This is a genomic window from Gimesia aquarii (genome assembly GCF_007748195.1).
Taxonomy (GTDB): Bacteria; Planctomycetota; Planctomycetia; order Planctomycetales; family Planctomycetaceae; genus Gimesia; species Gimesia aquarii.
The window spans coordinates 1,816,851-1,837,189 of record NZ_CP037920.1 but is presented as its reverse complement, the minus strand read 5'-3'; the positions used below and the strand labels follow the sequence as shown (position 1 = coordinate 1,837,189).

General features: G+C 44.6%; 18 protein-coding genes. 9 read left to right on the top strand and 9 right to left on the bottom strand.

Features of this window, described 5'->3' with window-relative positions:
- The first annotated feature begins 42 nt into the window (after nt 1–42).
- Nucleotides 43–978: a sugar phosphate isomerase/epimerase family protein gene (locus V144x_RS07510; protein ID WP_144983653.1), complete on the top strand. Its 936-nt coding sequence runs from the start codon at nt 43–45 to the stop codon at nt 976–978.
- A gap of 70 nt (nt 979–1,048) precedes the next feature.
- On the opposite strand, the gene V144x_RS07505 is transcribed toward V144x_RS07510, so the two are convergent.
- From V144x_RS07505 to V144x_RS07495, 3 genes are all read right to left on the bottom strand, one after another.
- Nucleotides 1,049–1,492: a nuclear transport factor 2 family protein gene (locus V144x_RS07505; protein ID WP_144983650.1), complete on the bottom strand. Its 444-nt coding sequence runs from the start codon at nt 1,490–1,492 to the stop codon at nt 1,049–1,051.
- 184 nt (nt 1,493–1,676) lie between these two features.
- Nucleotides 1,677–2,219, bottom strand: coding sequence for a dihydrofolate reductase family protein (locus tag V144x_RS07500; protein WP_144983647.1), 543 nt, complete (start codon nt 2,217–2,219; stop codon nt 1,677–1,679).
- Between the two features lie 27 nt (nt 2,220–2,246).
- Complete coding sequence (locus tag V144x_RS07495; protein ID WP_144983644.1) at nt 2,247–3,236, bottom strand: metallophosphoesterase family protein; 990 nt, start codon at nt 3,234–3,236, stop codon at nt 2,247–2,249.
- Nucleotides 3,237–3,416: 180 nt separating this feature from the next.
- On the opposite strand from V144x_RS07495, the gene V144x_RS07490 reads away from it, so the two are divergent.
- The gene (locus V144x_RS07490) at nt 3,417–3,620 is read left to right on the top strand and encodes a hypothetical protein (protein ID WP_144983641.1); all 204 of its coding nucleotides are present in this window, start codon (nt 3,417–3,419) and stop codon (nt 3,618–3,620) included.
- Nucleotides 3,621–3,666: 46 nt separating this feature from the next.
- On the opposite strand, the gene V144x_RS07485 is transcribed toward V144x_RS07490, so the two are convergent.
- From V144x_RS07485 to V144x_RS07475, 3 genes are all read right to left on the bottom strand, one after another.
- Nucleotides 3,667–4,812, bottom strand: coding sequence for a lactonase family protein (locus tag V144x_RS07485; protein WP_144983638.1), 1,146 nt, complete (start codon nt 4,810–4,812; stop codon nt 3,667–3,669).
- A gap of 89 nt (nt 4,813–4,901) precedes the next feature.
- Nucleotides 4,902–5,231 (bottom strand): rhodanese-like domain-containing protein, encoded by a 330-nt coding sequence (locus V144x_RS07480; protein ID WP_144983636.1) that lies wholly within the window; start codon nt 5,229–5,231, stop codon nt 4,902–4,904.
- Nucleotides 5,232–5,310: 79 nt separating this feature from the next.
- Entirely contained in the window at nt 5,311–6,771 is a 1,461-nt protein-coding gene (locus tag V144x_RS07475; RefSeq protein WP_144983633.1) for a sulfatase family protein, read from the bottom strand.
- Nucleotides 6,772–7,048: 277 nt separating this feature from the next.
- On the opposite strand from V144x_RS07475, the gene V144x_RS07470 reads away from it, so the two are divergent.
- The 5 genes from V144x_RS07470 (at nt 7,049) to V144x_RS07450 (ending at nt 13,462) form a co-directional block, all read left to right on the top strand.
- Nucleotides 7,049–8,350 carry an Nramp family divalent metal transporter gene (locus V144x_RS07470; protein ID WP_197998808.1) on the top strand — a complete coding sequence of 434 codons (1,302 nt, stop codon included), beginning with the start codon at nt 7,049–7,051 and terminating at the stop codon, nt 8,348–8,350.
- Nucleotides 8,351–8,376: 26 nt separating this feature from the next.
- Nucleotides 8,377–9,816, top strand: a complete 1,440-nt coding sequence (locus V144x_RS07465; RefSeq protein WP_144983627.1) for a sulfatase-like hydrolase/transferase — start codon at nt 8,377–8,379, stop codon at nt 9,814–9,816.
- 492 nt (nt 9,817–10,308) lie between these two features.
- A complete protein-coding gene (locus tag V144x_RS07460; protein ID WP_144983624.1) occupies nt 10,309–10,869 on the top strand; it encodes a DUF309 domain-containing protein in 561 nt (186 codons plus the stop codon).
- Nucleotides 10,870–10,947: 78 nt separating this feature from the next.
- Nucleotides 10,948–12,399, top strand: coding sequence for a sulfatase family protein (locus V144x_RS07455; RefSeq protein ID WP_144983621.1), 1,452 nt, complete (start codon nt 10,948–10,950; stop codon nt 12,397–12,399).
- Nucleotides 12,400–13,021: 622 nt separating this feature from the next.
- A complete protein-coding gene (locus V144x_RS07450; RefSeq protein WP_144983619.1) occupies nt 13,022–13,462 on the top strand; it encodes a hypothetical protein in 441 nt (146 codons plus the stop codon).
- Nucleotides 13,463–13,473: 11 nt separating this feature from the next.
- Here V144x_RS07450 and V144x_RS07445 read toward each other — a convergent pair whose 3' ends face one another.
- Nucleotides 13,474–14,397 (bottom strand): HDOD domain-containing protein, encoded by a 924-nt coding sequence (locus V144x_RS07445; protein WP_144983616.1) that lies wholly within the window; start codon nt 14,395–14,397, stop codon nt 13,474–13,476.
- A 405-nt stretch (nt 14,398–14,802) separates the two neighbouring features.
- On the opposite strand from V144x_RS07445, the gene V144x_RS07440 reads away from it, so the two are divergent.
- Nucleotides 14,803–15,861, top strand: coding sequence for a M42 family metallopeptidase (locus V144x_RS07440; RefSeq protein ID WP_144983614.1), 1,059 nt, complete (start codon nt 14,803–14,805; stop codon nt 15,859–15,861).
- Nucleotides 15,862–15,891: 30 nt separating this feature from the next.
- On the opposite strand, the gene hemL is transcribed toward V144x_RS07440, so the two are convergent.
- Nucleotides 15,892–17,187 (bottom strand): glutamate-1-semialdehyde 2,1-aminomutase, encoded by a 1,296-nt coding sequence (hemL, locus tag V144x_RS07435; RefSeq protein WP_144983611.1) that lies wholly within the window; start codon nt 17,185–17,187, stop codon nt 15,892–15,894.
- Nucleotides 17,188–17,201: 14 nt separating this feature from the next.
- Nucleotides 17,202–18,473, bottom strand: coding sequence for a PQQ-binding-like beta-propeller repeat protein (locus V144x_RS07430; protein WP_144983608.1), 1,272 nt, complete (start codon nt 18,471–18,473; stop codon nt 17,202–17,204).
- Nucleotides 18,474–18,628: 155 nt separating this feature from the next.
- Between V144x_RS07430 and V144x_RS07425 the strand changes: the two genes are divergently transcribed.
- Entirely contained in the window at nt 18,629–20,335 is a 1,707-nt protein-coding gene (locus V144x_RS07425) for an ABC1 kinase family protein (RefSeq protein WP_232102750.1), read from the top strand.
- The last annotated feature ends 4 nt before the right edge of the window (nt 20,336–20,339 follow it).

Genomic DNA, 20,339 nt, shown 5'->3' with positions numbered 1-20,339 from the left:
TACCTTAATTGCCCGTTACCTGTTCGAACCGGAGAAACGCACATGGAACTATCCAGACGAAGTTTTATACATGCTGGTACTGGCACGTTCCTTTCTGCCGTTTTAGGAAACAGTTCCCAAACATCAGAAGCTCAAAGTAAACAACAGGTAGTAAATCCTCTCGACAAAGCGCTCGGGATCACCACTTCTTCTTTGACCTATCAGATGTCATCAATCCCGGCAAAGGGAAAATTTACACTACTGGAGCTTCCTCATATTCTACGAAATGAACTAGGGATGACCGTGATTGACCTCAATACTTCTACTCTGGCTAAGACCGATCAAAAGTATCTTGATCAGGTCCGAGACTCAGCGGAAAAAGCAGGTTGTATTCTCACCAATTTAAAGATGAACCAGCGCAATTTGGATATGAACAGTACCGATGCAACAACGCGCAATAAGGCACTCACTGCCTATAAAAAATCGATTGATGTTGCTGCACATCTGGGTTTGAAATGGGCACGCCCCTTACCTCTTGTGAAACGTCCCGATATGAAAATTCACGTTGCCAGCTATCGGAAATTGTGTGAATATGGAGCCGAACGCAATGTGCAACTGCTGGTAGAAAATTATGGCTGGATGCAAAATGATCCGGAATCAGTTGTGAAGTTAGTCAAAGCCATCGGTGGCAATGTTGCAGCGTGCCCCGATACAGGAAACTGGGACAGTAATCCCATACGTTATGCTGGACTGAAAAAAACATTTCCCATTGCGGTTACCTGTGATTTCAAAGCTCGTGCGATGGGCCCCAGGGGAGAGCATTCTCTCTATGATCTAAAACGTTGTTTCGAGATTGGTTGGAATGCCGGTTTTCGTGGGCCGTGGTGTTTCGAACATGCTAATAAAGATCAAAGGCAACTCTTCCGTGAACTGTCACTGTTGCGCGACATGCTTCAAGGCTGGATGAAAGAAGCAGCAGAAAACAACTCTGATTGTTAACTCAGAGATAATGTGGTACTGCCCGTTCTGGATCACTCTCTTCAAATTCGACATATTGTCTGAAATAACTTCATGGTAACGGAGTTTCCTGGTAAGACACTTCTATCCATTTTCCCTTACGCTTTACCCATGATTCAAGAATCTGTACGCGGGCGGGCAATTTCTCCCCGGCATAGGTTCCCGCCAATTTTGCTTTATATGAAATTAATGCAGTTTTAGGAGTTACGTATAAAATCTTTTTAGGCTCTGCTTCGAACAACGTAATTTTCAGTTCTGGCAATGCTTTCAACTGATCTTTTCGATTAAAGAACTGATAGGAGGGAGCAATCGAAATATGGTTGGTATCAATCAACTTTCGTATCGTAGCGTCATCCTGTTTTTCAAAAGCGGTATCCAAAATTTCAACGGCCTTAAGTAGTTCGGTATTTTTACCGTCGGCGTGGTCTTCTGCGAACAAAGTGGTTCCTGCTAACAGATTGAAAATGATGGTCATGACAATAAGTCGAACGAACATGGGCTATTCCTTTCGAAGAAAATTGAATGTGTCAATGATGAGTGAGTTTTCAACTCTCGACAGGGTTGCGACTTGAGAACTGTTCGAGAACCTTTGTGAGAAAATATGTTACTTTAGGAAACTGATGTGTGATATAAAATTCCAAGTAATTAATCGAAAATTCAAGGAAGACAAGTCATCCTGATTACTCCACCAATTCGTACCTGCTTTGTACAAATCCATTTTCATATGTAAGAGTTTCGATGTGCTGCAATTTCTTGTCTTTGTCCAAAGGTCCAAATAGAGAAATGCCACTGCCAATCAGAACTGGTACTTTGGTAATGATAAGTTCCTGAATCAATCCGGCATTCAGAAAACTTTGAATTGTTTTACCACCATCAATGTATAAGTGCTTTAGCCCCTCATCTGAAAGCTTCTGTACTAAGTCAGATGGGGAACATGATGTCGACTCTACCGTAGGAGGCAAGTGGCTCGGAATTGGAAGTGGTTTGCTGCTGAGTACGATCACCCGTTTGGATCCATAAGGCCACTCTCCAAAGGAGAGTACTAATTCAAACGTGTTGCGTCCCATCACCAGAGCATCGACCGAATCCATGAATTCGTGATAGCCATAGTCTTCCCCATCAGGATCGCTTTGCCCATCACTGCCGGGCAACCAATCGAGTTCTCCATTTTCTCGGGCGATAAAACCATCCAGACTGGTGGCAATGTAAACCGAAGCTTTCACAAGTCACTCCATTTTCGTCTAAAAACTTTAGTGTACTACATCAGGGGTAATCGATGGTTTTTCTTGTGCAACCGTATAATCACGTTCATTCACAGGGGGATGTCCCAATGGACCGAACGTACCGAATTCTTCACATTGATCGTTGCCTAAAATAAACTTCACATCGATACCTGTTTCACTCACATCACAGCGATGAAAGCCAAAGCGAGTATCTGCATCCGGCCAGCGTTCAGACAATTGTCCTGTATTACCAGCAGCCTGTGTGCGATATACGCGAATGTTATCGACGACTTGAACGGGACGCCCCGTGTGAACGTGCCCACAAAATAGAATTTCAACTTTGGATGCTTTAAGAATTTCCCATAGCCGCTGTCGGTGTGGAGGATCAATCGAAAAATACCAGTTGTCATACTGATCTCCATCAGTCAGATCCCATGCCGGTTCGTCAGGTTGTTCCATAAACGGCCAATAATGCATTACAGCCACATGGTGCTTTGCTGACGGAAGTTGGGGCAAACGTTCCATCATTTGCCAGAAGCGTCGTTCATGTGGGAGCCCCGTGCCTGCGACGGCAGCATAAAAACCGGTAAATCGCACATCACGATGTCGAAACGACCATTGCAATGGACCAAAATAGGCACTGAACAGGTCCAGACGCTGGGCAGTCATATTCAAATCCGGATCATGCCAACCTAATCCCAGTGGGTCCCAACGACTTTTTACACCGTTTTGAGAGGCGTGTTTGTTGCCTACATCCATATTTCCGGGAATCACAAATGTGGGAAAGGGAAGTGTATCCAGATCTTCGCGTGCTTGCTGATATTCAAACTCATGTGTGTCTCCGTCACGGGTGAGATCACCACCATGTAAGAGCAAATCAGCATCAATGGCAGCAATTTGTTGCTTAATCGCTGCCCAGCGTTTGTTGATCGCGGGCCGAAATCGATAAGAGCGGGGAGTTCCCATATGGCTGTCATTAACATGCAGGAAAGTCCATGGATAGTCTGGTTGATTCATGTTTTACTCATGCAAAATAAGTGAAAGCTTCTGATAATCATGAACACGACTGCTATTGCACACTCAAGTGCAAATGCATAAAAATAAAGGTAATGGAGTTCAATTTTGATATTATCCCATTATCGGGATTTCAGTAACGTTAAATTATTTGACGGTACAATAAAAAGGAGTAGATAAATCATGGTTTGCACACACCTAAAAGAACTATATCAACTTTGTGAGAAGAATCAGCTGAAACTCGCAGGATCTGATCTGATTCACATCATTTGCAAACAATGTGAGCAAGAGGAAACCTGTCCTTCTACCTTGATGGACGAATATGATTTCAATCACGCTGATGATGACGAATCTGCTTCCAAAACGGAAGGCAAACATCCTGCCTGAACCCAGTTTGTCATTGGCGTATTATTTCCAGAATCACAACGTTGCTTTAACGAATCATGATGCAGGACGGACTTGGCATTGAAACTGGCTCGCCTACGGGTGTCAGGCCACCAGTTTTTTTACCGATTCGAAATACCACCACATTATTGCCGGGCATATTCGCGCAAAGTAGGAATTTGCCGTCTGCCGTGATCGCCAGGTTTTGTGGGCCTTTGCCAAGGCTTGGTTCAATTCCCAATAGAGTCAACTGCCCTTGATCATCAATCCGATACGCTGCAATGCTGTCGTGCCCGCGGTTCGTACCGTACAAAAAACGACCATCAGGTGTAATTTTCAAATCGGCAGTATGGCTTGTGCCTTCAAAATCTTCGGGCACTGTGGATATTGTTTGACGTTCAATGAGCGTTCCAGTTTTGAGATCATAATCAAATTCAGAGATGGAATTCTTTAGTTCGTTGATGACATAAAGGTGTTTTCCATTGGGATGAAATGTCAGATGTCGAGGACCGGCACCAGGGAGAGTTCTCACAAACGGTTGCAGACTTTCTGAAAGCTTGGCTGTTTTGGGATCAAGCGCATAAGCTAATACCTTATCCAGGCCTAAATCTGCGGCATAAACAAATTTCTGATCGGGACTGATGACAATACTGTGTGCATGTGGTTCTTTCTGTCGCGCGGGATTAACGCTCGAGCCTTTATGCTGGATAAAAGAAGATGCTTCACCTAGTGAACCATCTTCTTTGACAGGCAGTGATGCTACACTACCCGATGAATAGTTGGCAACGACGACTGCTTTTCCTGACTTATCAATATCCAAATAACATGAGGCCGTTCCCAAAGAAGACTGCCGATTCAGTAATTTCAATTTTCCAGTGCGACCAAGCAATTCGTAAGCGGCAACGGATTCGTTTTCTTTACCACCAAATTTTCCTGGTGCATGGATTGAATAGAGATATTTGTTATCCGGTGAAACTGCCAGAAAAAAAGGATGTTCGACATCGGTTGTCCGCTGTACCAGTTTTAATTCCCCCGTTTCAGGATTCAGTTTAAATGCATGAATGGCTCCTTTATCACCGGGAGCAAAAGCGGAAATGAACACGAGTGGTTCTTCTGCAGCCGCTTTTTGTGCTGTAGAACTGAAAACGAGACCTGCAATAATCGGGTAGAGAAACAATGCCTGTTCGTATGACATGATAGACTTCCAAGTGGAGACAAAGGGTGAATGCTCAAAGCTTGTCAACAAATTATATCAACAGAACATGACAACTTCCATATCGACGTTCAATATCGTATTTTCGAATTATCAATTTCACAGGACCAGGCATCAATTCCTCCCTGCATACTTTTGACATCTGTAAAGCCCTGCTGCAACAACCAGTTAGTCACTTGCAAACTACGCATACCATGATGGCAGTAGACAATAATCTCTTCTGAGCGATGTATTTCCAACTCGGATACACGCTGCTGAATCTCGCTCATAGGCAACAGTCGAGATGCTGAGATATTGACTAAGTCATATTCTTCTTGTTCCCGACAATCGAGTAATATAAATTCATGATTTGCATCGATTTTTTGTTTGACGGTGTGACAATCAACTTCATGAGGAGACATGAATGAATTCTCTATTCTTTAAAAATGCACGATCGTAAAAAAATTGGAAGTTGTCTGATTAACGTGCCATTGGGAATGACTATTTTCTAGACGTTGTCTCAAACGTGGGTGGCAGGGGGTTCTCAATTTTCCCGGGTTTTCGTTGATTGGCGCCAGGACGATTTGTATCGCCTAAATCAGCGCGACCTTTTTCCGCTAGAATCATCAGTTCTTTCACAATCTCTGGATGTTGCTCAGCCACATTATGTTCGGAACTAATGTCGGTCACCACATTAAACAAAAGTGGTTTTGAGCTTTCCCCCTTTTTAAAGTGAGGATGGCGACTGAATTTTTTTAGCGGCAGGAAAAGTTTCCAAGGCCCTTTACGCACTGCTTGTAACTGTTCCATTGCATAATAGTAAAAAACATCATACGGCGTTTTCGCACCTGCTTTGCCGACAATGAGTGGACGGATATCATGACCATCGATGATCCGATCCGTGGGCACTTTTGCCTTTGAAAGATGTGCAAAAGTAGGCAGTAAATCCATGGTCGTCGCTAGCTCTTCACAAACCGTTCCCGCGGGAATCGTTTTCGGCCACCACATGATTGTTGGCACACGGAACGCTCCTTCCGCCGTCGTGTATCCACGACCGTGCAATGGATTATTGGTACCTCGCTCGGTGCTGGCCATGTTCCTGGCCATTGGCGAGCCGTTGTCTGACGTCCAGATGACAAGCGTGTTTTGATCAATGCCCAGCTCAACAAGCTTATCCAAAATTTGTCCAGTTGACCAATCGAGTTCTTCGATGCTGTCTCCCCAGGGACCATTTTTACTTTTGCCACGAAAAGCTTCACTGGAAAAAGGTTTTTGTGTACTGCCCGGCATTGCTTGAGGAAAATAGAGGAAGAATGGTTGATCTTGATTCCGCTCAATAAATTCGACTGCCTTCTCGGTATATTGTTTGGTTAACAAATTGCGATCAACGCCTGCTTCGATGACCTTGTCATTTAACATCACAGGCAGGGGAGGCCATTGATTTCCTTCAAACCGTTCTCCGAGTCGTTTGCCTACAGCTTGAGTCATGTCATCACTGTAAGGAATGCCATAAAAGTATTCAAAACCTTGTGCCGTAGGGAGAAACGGGGGCTGATCACCCAAATGCCATTTCCCGATCATTCCGGTTTTGTAACCTTTGTCTTTCAAAATTTCGGCCACAGTGATCTCGTCCGGATGTAAACCATAGGGAGAAATCGGTCGTAGAACTTGACCATCGCGGGGATTCCAATGCATACCAACCCGTTGAGAATAACAGCCCGACATAATCGAAGCACGAGAAGGAGTGCAGACACCGGCGGTCACACAGAAATGGGTAAACTTACGACCTTCTCTCGCCATTCGATTTAAACAGGGAGTCCGGTTGACGGTCGAGCCAAAGGGTTCGATATCGCCATAACCCAGATTATCACAAAAGATAACAATAAAATTGGGAGGCTGCTGATGAGAAGCGGCAGCTTGTTTCGGTTTAGCAGACACCGATTCCAGCACGAGGCCTGACATTACTCCTGTTAATAAGAGTAAATTCCATAGATATTTCACTTTGCTACCCTTTATTTTTTATAGATGTGGCTTTGATCAGCCAGTTCAAATTGAGCGAGTGAACGAGAATCATTTTAGACTCACTAAGATTCCATCTTAAATGGTACACCGACTGTTTCCAAAATAAAACCGGACAAACGAGCAAATGGATTGTGTATCGAAGCAGGATTCGCATAATAAATATCATAGAGCTTTGATTTGACACACTATGAGTGACTCCCTAAGGATACCCGGTAACGTGACTGAAGAACAATCGACAACTGTCAGGCCACATTGGTGGCAGCGAATTGGCCCTGGATTAGTAACCGCCTGTGTTGTGATTGGCCCGGGCAGCATTTTGACGAGTTCCAAGCTTGGTTCCGAGCATGGCTATAGCATGATCTGGGTTGTACTCGTTTCGGTTATCTTCATGCTGATCTATACTTCATTAGGTGCAAAGCTGGGAGCGGTAACCAATGAATCAACTTGTACATTATTAGCTCAAAAAGTTGGCAGACCATTAACTGTGTTAATAGGATGTGGCGTCTTTTTCATTTCTGCCGCCTATCAGTTTGGGAATAATTTGGGTGTTCACTCAGCCCTCGAAAATTACACTGATTTTAAATATGGCATTGTAATATTCAACGCGATCTCAATTGCATTTTTGTTTGGCTTTAAGAACCTCTATAAACTCATCGAACGTCTGATGTCTGTTTTTGTTGGTCTCATGCTGGCGTCTTTTGCTATCAATCTCTTTTTTGCGAAACCCAATTTGCTGGAAATGGCAGAAGGAATCATTCCCGGTTCTGGTGGGAATGGTGTCGATTCGATTCTTAATATTTCGCTCCTGGGGCTTGTTGGTACGACTTTTGTCATCACTGCAGCCTTCTACCAATCCTATCTGGCTCGGTTCAAAGGCTGGACAGTAAAAGACCTGAAAGATGGGCGGATTGATGCCCGTGTCAGTGCCGGCATTATGGCCTTAATCACGATCATGATTATGTCTACCGCAGCTGCCGTGCTTAGAGGACAAGATCTTAGAGGGGTCGGTGATGTAGGAAACGCTTTGAAGCCCCTGTTTGGCGAAAAAGGACAAGTTTTATTTTGTATCGGTTTGTTTTCCGCCGCCTATTCGTCCTTCATTGTAAACTCGATGATAGGTGGATTTATTTTATCAGACAGCCTGGGATTAGGTAGCACACCTCAACACAAATCGACACGTATTCTGACAGCAATTGTGTTATTGACCGGAATGTTCGTCGCGCTCTACGTTATTGAATCAGGGATTCGTCCTGTTGCTGCAATTGTGGCAGCACAGGCAGTCACAGTCGTGGCTGCACCATTAGCTGCAGGTGGACTACTCTTGTTAACCAGCAGTAAAAAAGTGATGGGCGAACATCGTAATGGCGTTTTAATGAATATTTTCGCAGGCATCGGTTTCTTGTTACTCTTAGGTATGGCCTGGTATATCGCAACCCAGAAAGTGATTCCCGAAATCCAGAAAATGCGGGGGCAATCGGCAGCGGTAGCGCCGGTGGAAAATTCGGAAGAGAAAAAATAGTACTCGACATTGCAAATGAGATTCCTATGAAACGTTTGATTCAAATGATTTGTTTTGTTTTTTGTCTGCTTGCAATGCAGCAATCGATGCTGTTTGCAGCAAAAGCGAAAGCAGACAATCGTCCTAATATCATCTTTATTCTGCTCGATAATGTGGGAAAAGACTGGTTTCGCAGCTATGGCAGCCAGGAAAACCAGACTCCGAATATCGATCATCTGGCTTATACCGGGCTACGATTTCGGAATTGTTATGTGACTCCGGTCTGTAGCACTACACGACATATGTTGCTGACAGGCCGCTATCCTTTCCAGTCCGGCTGGCATACGCATCATGACCCGGCGATCTATGGCGGCGGATATTTCGACTGGGACCGGGAAGTCTGTTTTGCGCGCATCCTCAGAGATGCCGGCTATCATACCTGCATCTCCGGTAAGTGGCAGATCAATGACTTATTTGATCCCGCTCAGAACGATGCGCTCAAAAAACATGGATTTGAAGAACATTGCATCTTCCCGGAAGGTAAAAAAGGACATCCGGCACATAAACAGCGTTACTGGAATCCGTATGTCATCAAAAATGGTCAGCGAATGGAGACAAAAGGGAAATTTGGTCCTGATATCTTTACTGACTATCTGATCGAATATATGAAAACACATCGGGATCGCCCCTTCTGTGCCTACTATTCTGCGATTCTCACTCACATCCCCGTTGTCTCGACTCCGCACAATTTGGGGAAAGAGTTAACACCCCGCGAAAAGTTTGCCGGGATGCTAAATTACTCGGATCACTTGATTGGTCGATTAGTCACAGCGATGGATGAACTGGGAATTCGTGACAATACAATTCTCTTCATTGTTCCCGATAATGGAACCGATAATGGAACTGATCAGAACGCAGAACAGAGCCTGGGAGGTCGCATCAACGGTCGAGTCTCTGGAGAGGGAATTTATTCTCTCAAAGAGCAGGGGATCAATATGCCGTTGATCGTGAATTGTCCGAAGCTGGTCGGCAGTGAGCGCATCAGTGATGACCTGATTGACGTGTCCGATGTGCTTCCAACATTAGCCGATCTGGCAAAGGCTCCACTCCCCAAAGGAGTCAAGATTAATGGGAGATCATTTGCACCACAAATTCTGAATCAGCCTCTCAAAACTCCCTGGCGTCCTTGGTGCCTAACACAATATTACAAACAGAGAGTGGTTCGAGACGAACGCTTTAAGCTCTACTCAACGGGTGAGTTTTATGACCTTTCGGAAGACCCTCTGGAGTTGCATAATCTCGCAAATTCCAACCGGATTAAAACAGACAAGGTGAGTCTGGAATCGTACGCACAACTCAGGAATGTGCTGGACTCACTCCCCGAAAACAGTAAACTACCCTGGGAATTTCGGAGTATTTCCGCCAGAAGAATACGTGCAGAAGAAGCCCGGCAGAAACAAGCTGGAGATTCAAACCTCAAACCGTAATTGTCGTCCCCAATGAAGCCAGAATCTTTCAATCGGAATCCCTGGAATTCGATAATTCATCGCTATTTCACCTGATTAGAACTGGAAAATAGGGAAATTCTCGAAATTCGCCCAAAATCCGAAATCTGCTCTTTATGTTCTAAAAAGCTCGTATATGATGGAGCCATGAAAGAAAGGCTTGTAAAACAGGCTTTAGTGGCTCGTTTTTCAGTTTCCTACCCCCTTTGCTCAATACTGCATTAAATGAAATGCCTACACTTTGAGCCCAGAAAGAGCCACCCCAATATGGAAATGGGGGAGAACCCAAATCAATGAGGTTTCTGGCGCTATCGTTGCGGAACCTCTTATGAATAAATGAGTTAGATTTGGCTAAATTATCAGGTTTGGTCTAACCAGACAGACTCACTCAATACCGTTACCTCAGCTTTTGTTGCTGAAACGCCTGAGAAACATTTACCTAATTATTTGAAGAGAAATTGGAGATTTAAAAGGATGGTTTATCCTGTTGCTGAAGTTGTGCGTTTATTACCTTCATCCCGGCTACCGGAATATACTTTTGTTCCCGGTAAAAACCTGCCGCATCCTTACCGCGATCCAAAGGGTCACAGCTATGGTAATAAACCCAAACCCCCTAAAGCTCTAACCGAAGATAATTGGGTTGAACATCGTAATTACCTGAATGCCATCGACTATTTCAATCTGGGGTTCTATTGGGAAGCCCATGATGAATGGGAACGCCTGCTGAGAGTATGTGGCCCGGATTCTATTCCCGGTCGGTTCCTGAAAGGATTAGTGAAACTTTCCGCCGCGGGTATCAAAGTTCGAGAAGGAAGTATCCATGGCGTGCGTCGTCACGCTGCTTCTGCCGGTGAAGTCTTTGCAGACGTCGCAGCAGAATCGAACGCTGACCACTATTGTGGACTCGAATTAACGAAGCTGCAATTTGCAGCTGACCGCGCCGCTCAGCTCCGTTATCCCGATGATTTAACGATGGGCGAGCCAATTCGGGTTTTCCCATTCATGCTGGAGCCGGAACCATTCCCGCTCGGTTAAATGGCATGAACCGCTGATTTGATTTTGAAGTTCTAATCTTGATATCCTCGATTCCCAGTCAGTCAGGAAACCATTGTGATGCGCATTCAAAGAACATTCTTTAGTTTCGTATGCCTGATTGTGTTTTGTCAACAGGCTCTGCTTGGCGCTGAATCAAAGTCAAAACCGAACTTCATTGTTATTTTTGCGGACGACCTGGGATATGGTGATCTGGAATGCTATGGTCACCCGCGGTTTAAAACTCCCAACCTGAATCAGATGGCGGCTGAAGGAGCACGCTTAACGCAGTTCAATGTGCCTGTTCCCTATTGTGCGCCATCGCGGGCAACACTGCTGACAGGTCGTTATCCCTGGCGGCATGGTGTTTGGTTTAACCCGGCGCCTGATGGAGGACGGTTTCGGAGTGGAGTCGGAATTGCCAAAAGTGAGCTTTTGCTGAGCGAGTTGTTGAAAGAGAATGGCTATGCCACGATCTGTGTAGGCAAATGGCACTTGGGACATGATCCACAATTTTATCCCACGCGACATGGATTCGATGACTACCTCGGTATTCTCTACTCAAATGACATGCGCCCTGTTAATTTATTTCAAGGCGAAAAAGTGGTTGAATATCCGGTGATTCAAGCCAACCTGACGAAACGTTATACAAACCGTGCCCTTAAATTTATTCGTAAAAACCAGAAACAACCTTTCTTTCTTTATCTACCACACGCCATGCCCCATAAGCCTCTTGCAGCGTCAGAAGCGTTCTATAAAAAGAGTGGGGCAGGTCTGTATGGAGACGTCATCGCCGAACTGGACTGGAGCGTAGGAGAGATTTTCAAAGCTCTCAAAGAATTGAATCTCGATGAGAACACATTCGTAATTTTTACATCAGACAATGGTCCCTGGTATGGTGGTCATACAGCAGGTCTCTCTGGAATGAAATCAACAAGTTGGGAAGGGGGGCTACGCGTACCGATGATTGCGCGCTGGCCAGGCAAAATTCCTCCTCAACAAGTCATTGACACTGTATGTGGATCGATTGACATCTTTCCCACTATCTTGAAACAGGCAAATATAAAACTACCAACGGACCGAATTATTGACGGAAAAGATTTGTTTCCTGTACTAACAGAGAAAGCAGATTCTCCTCACACTGCGTTGTACTCCATGAAGGGAAACGCTTTATTTACCATTCGCAGTGGCCCGTGGAAACTACATGTCAAACAATCACCACGTCGGGCACTCAAAACTCAAAGTAAAGACTGGATTGATCCACGGGGTCCTGATGGGGTCACAATTATTGCCCCTTATGAACAAGCCATGCCCAACCAATTCCCAGGACTGGTGAGTGGCGATCAGCCAGCGTCGATGATGTTGTTCAATCTCAAAGACGATTCCGCTGAACAACACAATGTAGCAAAGCAAAATCCGCAAGTCGTAGCTCGACTAAAAAAACTGTATGACGAAATGCACGCGCAGGTTCCCGATCAAATTCGTAATTTCAATAAGCAACCACAGAAGAAATCCTTACGTCAGAAAAAGTAAGATACGAGTTGTTTATCACAAGTTGCCAATGTCTACATAGATCAAGTCGAGATTCACACTAAATTTTTCAAAACAGAATTAGCAATTCTTCGACAAGACAATCCCGTCCAACTGCATTGATTATTGCAAGCTAATCGTGATTTCCACTCTGACCTTAAACTCTGTGTTTAAGGTTCTGTAGATTGTTCTTCACCACATCTGCACAGTAACCCCGCTTTTTGTGAGTTAGGTTTTTCATTCTCAAACGTCGCTCGTCTTTTGTGTTCGCTGTCACCATTATCCAACGCTTGTCAGGTGCCTTTCGTAGATATAATTAGACATTGCAAAGAACTGAAAAGTTGGGTTTGTTGAGTGTTTCAACAGTTGGGTCAGCCATGATGTCTTTTTACACCACATGTTGCCTGGATGTAGAAAAAGCACAACAGTGCCTGTTAAGAGTTTATGAATGTTAGCGGCGATAATTTTTCGTAAGCCTCTTCTTAACAAGGGTTTGTTGACATTGTAAATAGAAAGTAAATGAATCTGGACAAAATTGGTCCGCTCTTTGCGTCTATTCAATGTTCTTAACAGTTCACTGTTTAACAGCTTTGATAGTCAACAAGCAGAAAGAGAGAACGACGGCATGGCTTCAAAACGCGATCGAATGAGCGTCTATGTGCGTGAAGGAGTGACTGTACTGGATTTCGGAACGATGGAAATCTGGGATGGTGCCGATCTGTCCTTGTTGCGAGAGACTCTGACTCGTTTAGTCGATCAAGAAAAATGTAAATCGATTGGAGTCGAATTGACATACGTAAAATATATTCCAAGCGGTTTTTTCGGGATGCTTTACGATCTCTATGAAAAAGGGATCGCAGTAACGCTTTACAGTCCGCAACCAAACGTTGCCAGTATGCTCTGGTTCAAACAGTTCTGTGTGCATACCGAAGACGGACGTTATCTATTAAAAAGTGATTCAGCAATTGATCAGGAAAAACTTTCTGAAGAACAAATTCGAACCGAAAAAGAAAAGTGGGACAAAAGCCTGAAACAAACAAGCGATTATTCCACAACCGTCTCCTGAAAAAACAGATGCTAATTGCTTTCAATTAGAGCTGCATGTTTTTCCAGGCGATTTTTCAGTGAAAGATAATTGCTGGCCGCCGTCGATTCTTCTCTGAGTTCAGTATCAATCTGTTCTGCCATGTCGAATAGGTTAAATTCTTCCCAGGCTTCATGCAATTGAATTAACTGGTTTAATCCATTGGGATCCTGACGGAGCGGATCCGGAATCAGTGAAGCTACGGCAACTGCTGCTGCAGTTGTTTTACTCAATTCAGGATGAGTCAGCAGTTTCAACCCTTGATGGTGCAAATAGACGGTGCAGATTAACTCATCAGGAAACGACCAGTCTAACATCACATTTGCTGCTGCTTCACAGTGGTCCCAGCTAAAATGCCTCCGCTCATATTCATTGATGAGACAAGGATTGCTATCCTGATTGATGGTAAACTGTAGATAGAGGTCGAATAATTCTTTCGATAAAATCGGAAGCAGAAAATCCTGCAACATCGCTGCTGAAAAAGCAATATCTGGATCGACTTTCATTAATCGTGCTACTTCTCGTGCCATCAATGCCCGCTCAAGATTCGTGCTCCAGAAATTTGGTAGATTGATCAGCTTGGAATCATTGGTCGACATAGCCTGCTTCAAACCAGTCGTAATCAAAAAGAGTTTTGTCGAGCGGATCCCCATCAAGGTGATCGTTTGCTGAATAGATGAAACTTTACGACGTAATCCTAACGCGCTGGAATTCACCATCCGTAATAATTCACAAGAAATTCCAGCATCAGTTTCTATGATCTTACTGAGTTCTTTGGGTGTCGCTTTGGGATCTTCAGACTTTTGTGAAAATTCCATCACCGCTTTCGGTAACATCGGCAGCTTGATTTGAGGAGGTAATGGGCTTTTTTTTCCTTCTCCAATCAATTCCTTACGTAATTTTGTCCAATCAACCATTTTAGCCTCAGAGTTTTAACGGGGAGATAACATAACCGATCATTTATTCTTGTGTTCGGAGTCATTCTGATGCTTCACTTCCATCGTGACTTTGAATCGCTTTTTTGGGAGAAGATTTGACATCACATCTGGACTCTAAATTTATTCTCAAATCATTACTCAAGCTTAGCTTAAAGATTTGATCAGTGGCTGAATCTTTTTTCTCAAATTTACATCCTTCCATATAAACGAGCCCATTTTAAAGCGTTTCAATCAAATGAGCTTTTTTGAGTGCGGATTGAAATTAAATCATAAGTTACTAAAATTATGACACTTACAATCAGTCGACTGATCGTTATAGATGATGAATATCAAGTATATTCTCTTGTATACAGGTAAAACCCTTCAATTTTTTGGACTCAATTCATGGATGCGCAATCACTCGATTTTCTGAAAAATCTACTTCATGCTCCTGCTCCTTCTGGATACGAAGGCCCTATCCAAGAGGTTGTTCGTGAATATGTTGGTTCATTTGCTGATGAAGTCACAACAGACTTGCACGGTAACGTCATTGCAGCGATTAATCCGGATGCCAAAAGACGTGTCATGTTTGCGGGGCACTGTGATCAAATTGGTCTTTTAGTGCAGCATATCGACGATGATGGTTATCTTTGGGCAAACCTGATTGGTGGTTGGGACATTCAGATGTTGCTGGGACAGAACATGCAGGTACACACTGCCTCTGGACCAGTGCATGGCGTCATCGCTCGCAAAGCCATTCACTTGTTAACTCCTGAAGAAAGAAAATCGGTTCCAGAAATTAAAGACCTCTGGATTGACATCGGTGCCAAAAATGGAGATGAAGCACGAGAGCTGGTTGCGATCGGAGATCCTGTGACCTTTGAGCTTGGGTTTCGTCCCATGCTGAACCAGTTGGCTTCTGCTCCTGGCATGGACAACCGAGTCGGCGTCTGGGTCGTGATGGAAGCCTTACGCCAACTAAGTGAAAAAAAGCCTGAAGTGGGAGTCTTCTCCGTTTCCACAGTGCAAGAGGAAATTGGACTGAGAGGCGCAAAAACCAGTGCGTATTCAATTCAGCCTGAAGTCGGAATTGCCGTTGATGTGACACATGCCACGGACTGCCCTACAGTGAGCAAGAAAGAAAATGGTGATATTAAGGTTGGTGGTGGACCAGTCGTTTATCGTGGACCGAATGTGAACCCTGTTGTATTTTCCTCATTGACACAATTAGCTAACGAAACAGAAATTGCCTGCCAGATTAATGGAATCGCTCGACCTGCGGGAAACGATGCCAACGCAATGCAATTAAACCAGGCAGGCATGGCGACAGGAATCGTGGCTATTCCAAATCGGTACATGCATAGTCCGGTTGAAGTCATCTCGTTGGAAGATATCGACAACGCAGCAACGTTACTGGCAACGTTTTGTAGGAGCATTGATGAAACGACGGACTTCACTCCTTAAATCTGTGCGATCGATTCCTGATCAACATAATCAGGCGATTTCCTGCAAAACTTCCTCAGCTGCTTGAATGGTTTGATCAACATCATCATCGGTTAACGCCGCTGAAGTAAAGTTGGCTTCAAACTGGCTACAAGGTAGATAAATCCCCCGGTCCAGCATGCCTTGAAAATATCGAGCGAATCGATCCGTATCATTACAAGCAGAAATCGTATAGTTGGTGACTTTGTCTGGATTGAAAAAGAGCGTGTACATGGAACCGCATTCTGCCAATGTATGGGGCAAACCCGCTTTACTGGTTGCAGAAACAAGTCCTTGTGTCAAACGTTGTGTTTTCTCTTCCAGTTGTGGATAGGGGTTGGTTTCTTTCAAGCATTGCAAGGTCGCAATTCCCGAAGCCATTGCGATAGGGTTCCCGGAAAGTGTTCCCGCCTGGTAAACCGTTCCAATGGGAGAAATCGTATCCATGATTTCTGCTTTACCGCCATAAGCACCCACAGGCATTCCACCACCAATGACTTTCCCCAACATACAAATATCAGGTGTGATGCCGAATCGCTCTTGCGCTCCTCCTATGGAAAGACGGAAACCGGTCATAACCTCATCCATGATAAAGACTGTGTCATGTTCTGTACAAAGCGCGCGGATGGTTTCCAGAAAACCAGGTTCTGGCAGCACGACCCCCATATTACCGACAACGGGCTCTAAAATCAGACAGGCGATTTGCTCTCCCATTTTTGCAAAAGTCTCTTTGAGTTGATCAAGATCATTGTACTCAAGCACTAATGTGTCAGAGGTACAACCTTGAGGAACACCGGGACTCGAAGGCGTTCCTAAAGTCAGTGCCCCACTACCAGCTTGAACGAGTAAACTGTCAACATGCCCATGATAACAGCCCGCAAACTTAATTACTTTATCTCGCCCCGTATATCCGCGTGCCAATCGAAGGACACTCATAGCCGCTTCCGTACCGGAATTCACCATACGAACCTTTTCAACACAAGGTACCAGTTCAGCAACGAGTTCGGCCAGCTCCGTTTCCAGTAATGTGGGTGCACCAAAACTGGTTCCCTTTTTAAGTGCCTCTTCAATTCGGGAGACAACCTGCGGATGACGATGTCCGAGAATATGAGGCCCCCAGGAACCGACGTAATCGATATAGCGATTGCCATCAATGTCATAGAGATACTGACCTTCCCCCCGATCAATAATGACCGGATGACCTCCCACTGCTCCAAACGCCCGCGCAGGACTATTGACGCCTCCAGGTATCACTTTGAGGGCACGTTGAAACTGTTCTTCACTATGTGAACGGCGGCTGGATGACATTATGAAACAAGTCCTTACTTTAAAGTGGCTTTATCAGGCTTTTCTGGAACAGGATTATCCGACTTTAACTGTAAACATTTCAGAGTTTTTTCACTTCGTACAAAGAGGAGACCGTTAGACAAAGCCGGTAGTGCCCGTGTAGTTGAATTCAGAACCTGAGCACGAGCGAGTTCTTTATATTCTTCCTGCGACGCTTCGGCCAATACTAATGTCCCATCTGATTTCATAATAATCAATTTATCATCGGCTTCAATCAAAGTGGCATAACCAAAATCATCTTTTGACCAGAGCACTTTTTTGGATTTTGGATCAAAGCAGAGCAGCCTCGACGAACCAATATCCTGACGCCCATCAATACCAATTAATGTTCCTCCGTATTCAACGGGCGTCGTATATTGGCTGGACATGATTTGACCATTCCGCCAGACTTCACTCGCACTATCACGTTCAGTCTGAACCCAAAGTCCTCCTACGCCATAACTGGCCGTTGCGAATATATACTTTCCGACGACGACAGGATTCGCACCATTCACTGTCGGACCACGTTTCCCGAAAGGAAACTGAAACAAGACGTTTCCATTTCGAGGATCAACGCCCACTAAATGGAGTCGGGTGATAAAGATGGCATAATAACGGCCATGTAAGAATGCAGAAACAGGAGAGGAGTAACTGGCGTCATCCTGCATTGTCTGCCAGAGCGTGATCCCTTTATCCAGAGAAAAGGCAACAATCCCTGCGTTTTTACGTTTTCCCCCAACATTGACGATCAGTTTGTTTTCCACAATGATGGGAGTACTGCCAACACCAAAGTAACCTTCGCCCACCTGATAATCCTTGTGCGTATCACGCATCCAGATCTGTTTACCGGTCTTGAAATCGAGACATTGTAGCTTACCACTGATCCCATAAACGTAAACACGATTGTTATGAATCAGGGGTACCGCAATGGGACCATCATTGGGATTGAATGTGCCCCGGTAATTTACGGGAATCGAATGTTTCCAGATTACTTTACCTGTTTGAGCTTCCAGCGCTTCGACTGTTTCCTGATCTCCAATTCTATGAAATAAAATAGCCACATTCTGAGAAATCGCCAGCCCGGCAAAGCCACTCCCGACCGTGCGCTGCCACTTTGTAATAGGTCCCCCTTCGGGCCATGACTTGGCAAGCGATTCTCCTCTAATATGACCATTTCGATAGGACCCAAGAATCTGAGGCCAGTCGCCAGCAAAACAGTCAGAAGCCGTATAGAGCATTATCAACAAGATGTATTTCAGAAAACGCATGTTTCCCTCTCCGCGCTTCAAGTTAAATATAAGAAGATGACTACCAGTTCTATTTTAATAGGATAGAGGGTTTGCTGCATAGGAACGTCTGTTATAGTCTGATAAGATAAAAAGTAAAACTGAACTGAATGCAATGCTTACTGATGAGGAAATTCGTGAGGCCGCTTTCTTTGCAGGAGAATCCTTTGGAATCGAACCCACTACGGTTATTAAGAAATCTACGAAGAAGCCGCGAAATCGTAACGGTTCTTGTAAATTATGGTTTTGATGATCTGGTAGATCAACTGGGGCTGCGACGCTATTTACGGTGGGGCCGCCGACTTCTATTCTGGAAACGGTCCGAACCGGAAGTCAGATTGACTCGTGCCAAGCGCATTCGGCTTGCTTTAGAAAGCCTGGGTGTCACATTTATTAAGTTTGGCCAGGTTGTCAGTACACGCCCCGATCTGATTCCCAAAGATGTTATTCGGGAGTTATCAAAACTTCAAGAACGTGTCCCCTCATTTCCCAGTAACACTGCGATTGAAATTGTCGAACGTGAATTGGAAGACTCGATTGATTCTCTCTTTTCTGAATTTGACCATAAACCATTGGCCGCGGGATCATTGGGACAGGTACATCGTGCCCGCCTCCATGATGGAACACAATTGGTAGTAAAAATAAAACGTCCTGATATCGACCGAGTCATAGAACAAGATCTAAGTCTGATGTACGAATTGGCAACGATGATCGAACGCCATTTTCCAGATGCAGAAGTCTTTGATCCGGTCGGTCTGGTGAATCAATTTTCTCGTACGATACATCGAGAATTGCAATTTACCCGAGAGGCACGTTCGACCGATGAATTCTATCGCCTGTTTCAAGACGATGCGACCTTGCATGTCCCTAAAATTTACTGGGATTTGACACAAGGTGATGTCATCACCATGGAATATATCGATGGCTACCGGATTGATGATATTGATAATGGTGAGCAGTTAAAGAACTTGCCAATCAGCGCGCATGATGTCGCGGCAAACGGAGCCCGCATTTTTATGAAAATGACATTTGAATTCGGAATTTTTCACGCGGATCCTCACCCGGGTAATATTCGAATTCTACCGGACGGCTCCATCTGTTTTATTGATTATGGAATGATCGGAGTTCTGGAAGCGGAACGACGGGATTTACTGGTCGACTTATTATTGAATGTTGCGAAGAAAGACGCTTCACGTCTGGTCGATGTCGTACTGAAAATAGGTAAAACAAAACGAAACGTTGATCATCAGTTGTTACGCGCTGACTTGCGTGATTTCATCGGAAATTATTATGGCATCCCGCTGGATCAGATCAGTGTGGGAAAAATGCTGACTGATTTTATTAATATACTGGCGATCCACCGTATTCGTTGCCCCGTCGATATCATGTTACTGATTCGCGCTTTAATTACACTGGAAGGTGTCGCATCTCGTATTGCCCCCGACTTGAATATCGCTCAGGAAATGGAGCCTTACATCTATCAGATTTCTTCCGAACGTTATCACCCTCGAGCCATCGCTGGACGCATCTGGTCCGATGCCTGTAGTTTGTCAAAGGTATTACATGAACTTCCAGAACAGATTGGCCGAACCTTGGGAAAATTGAGTGACGATGAGCTCAGGATTCAACTGGAACACAGAGGGATCGATCACTTAACAACTGAGATGGATCGATCAGGCAATCGGCTCACGATTGGAATGGTTGTGTCTGCACTCATTTTAGCATCATCCGTAACAATTCTATCCGATGATCGGCTGGTTTATATCAGCATCCCCATTTTTATGTTGTCAAGTCTGTTGGGAATCTGGTTGATCTACGGAGTCTTTCGGAGCGGGCGACTGTAAAGTC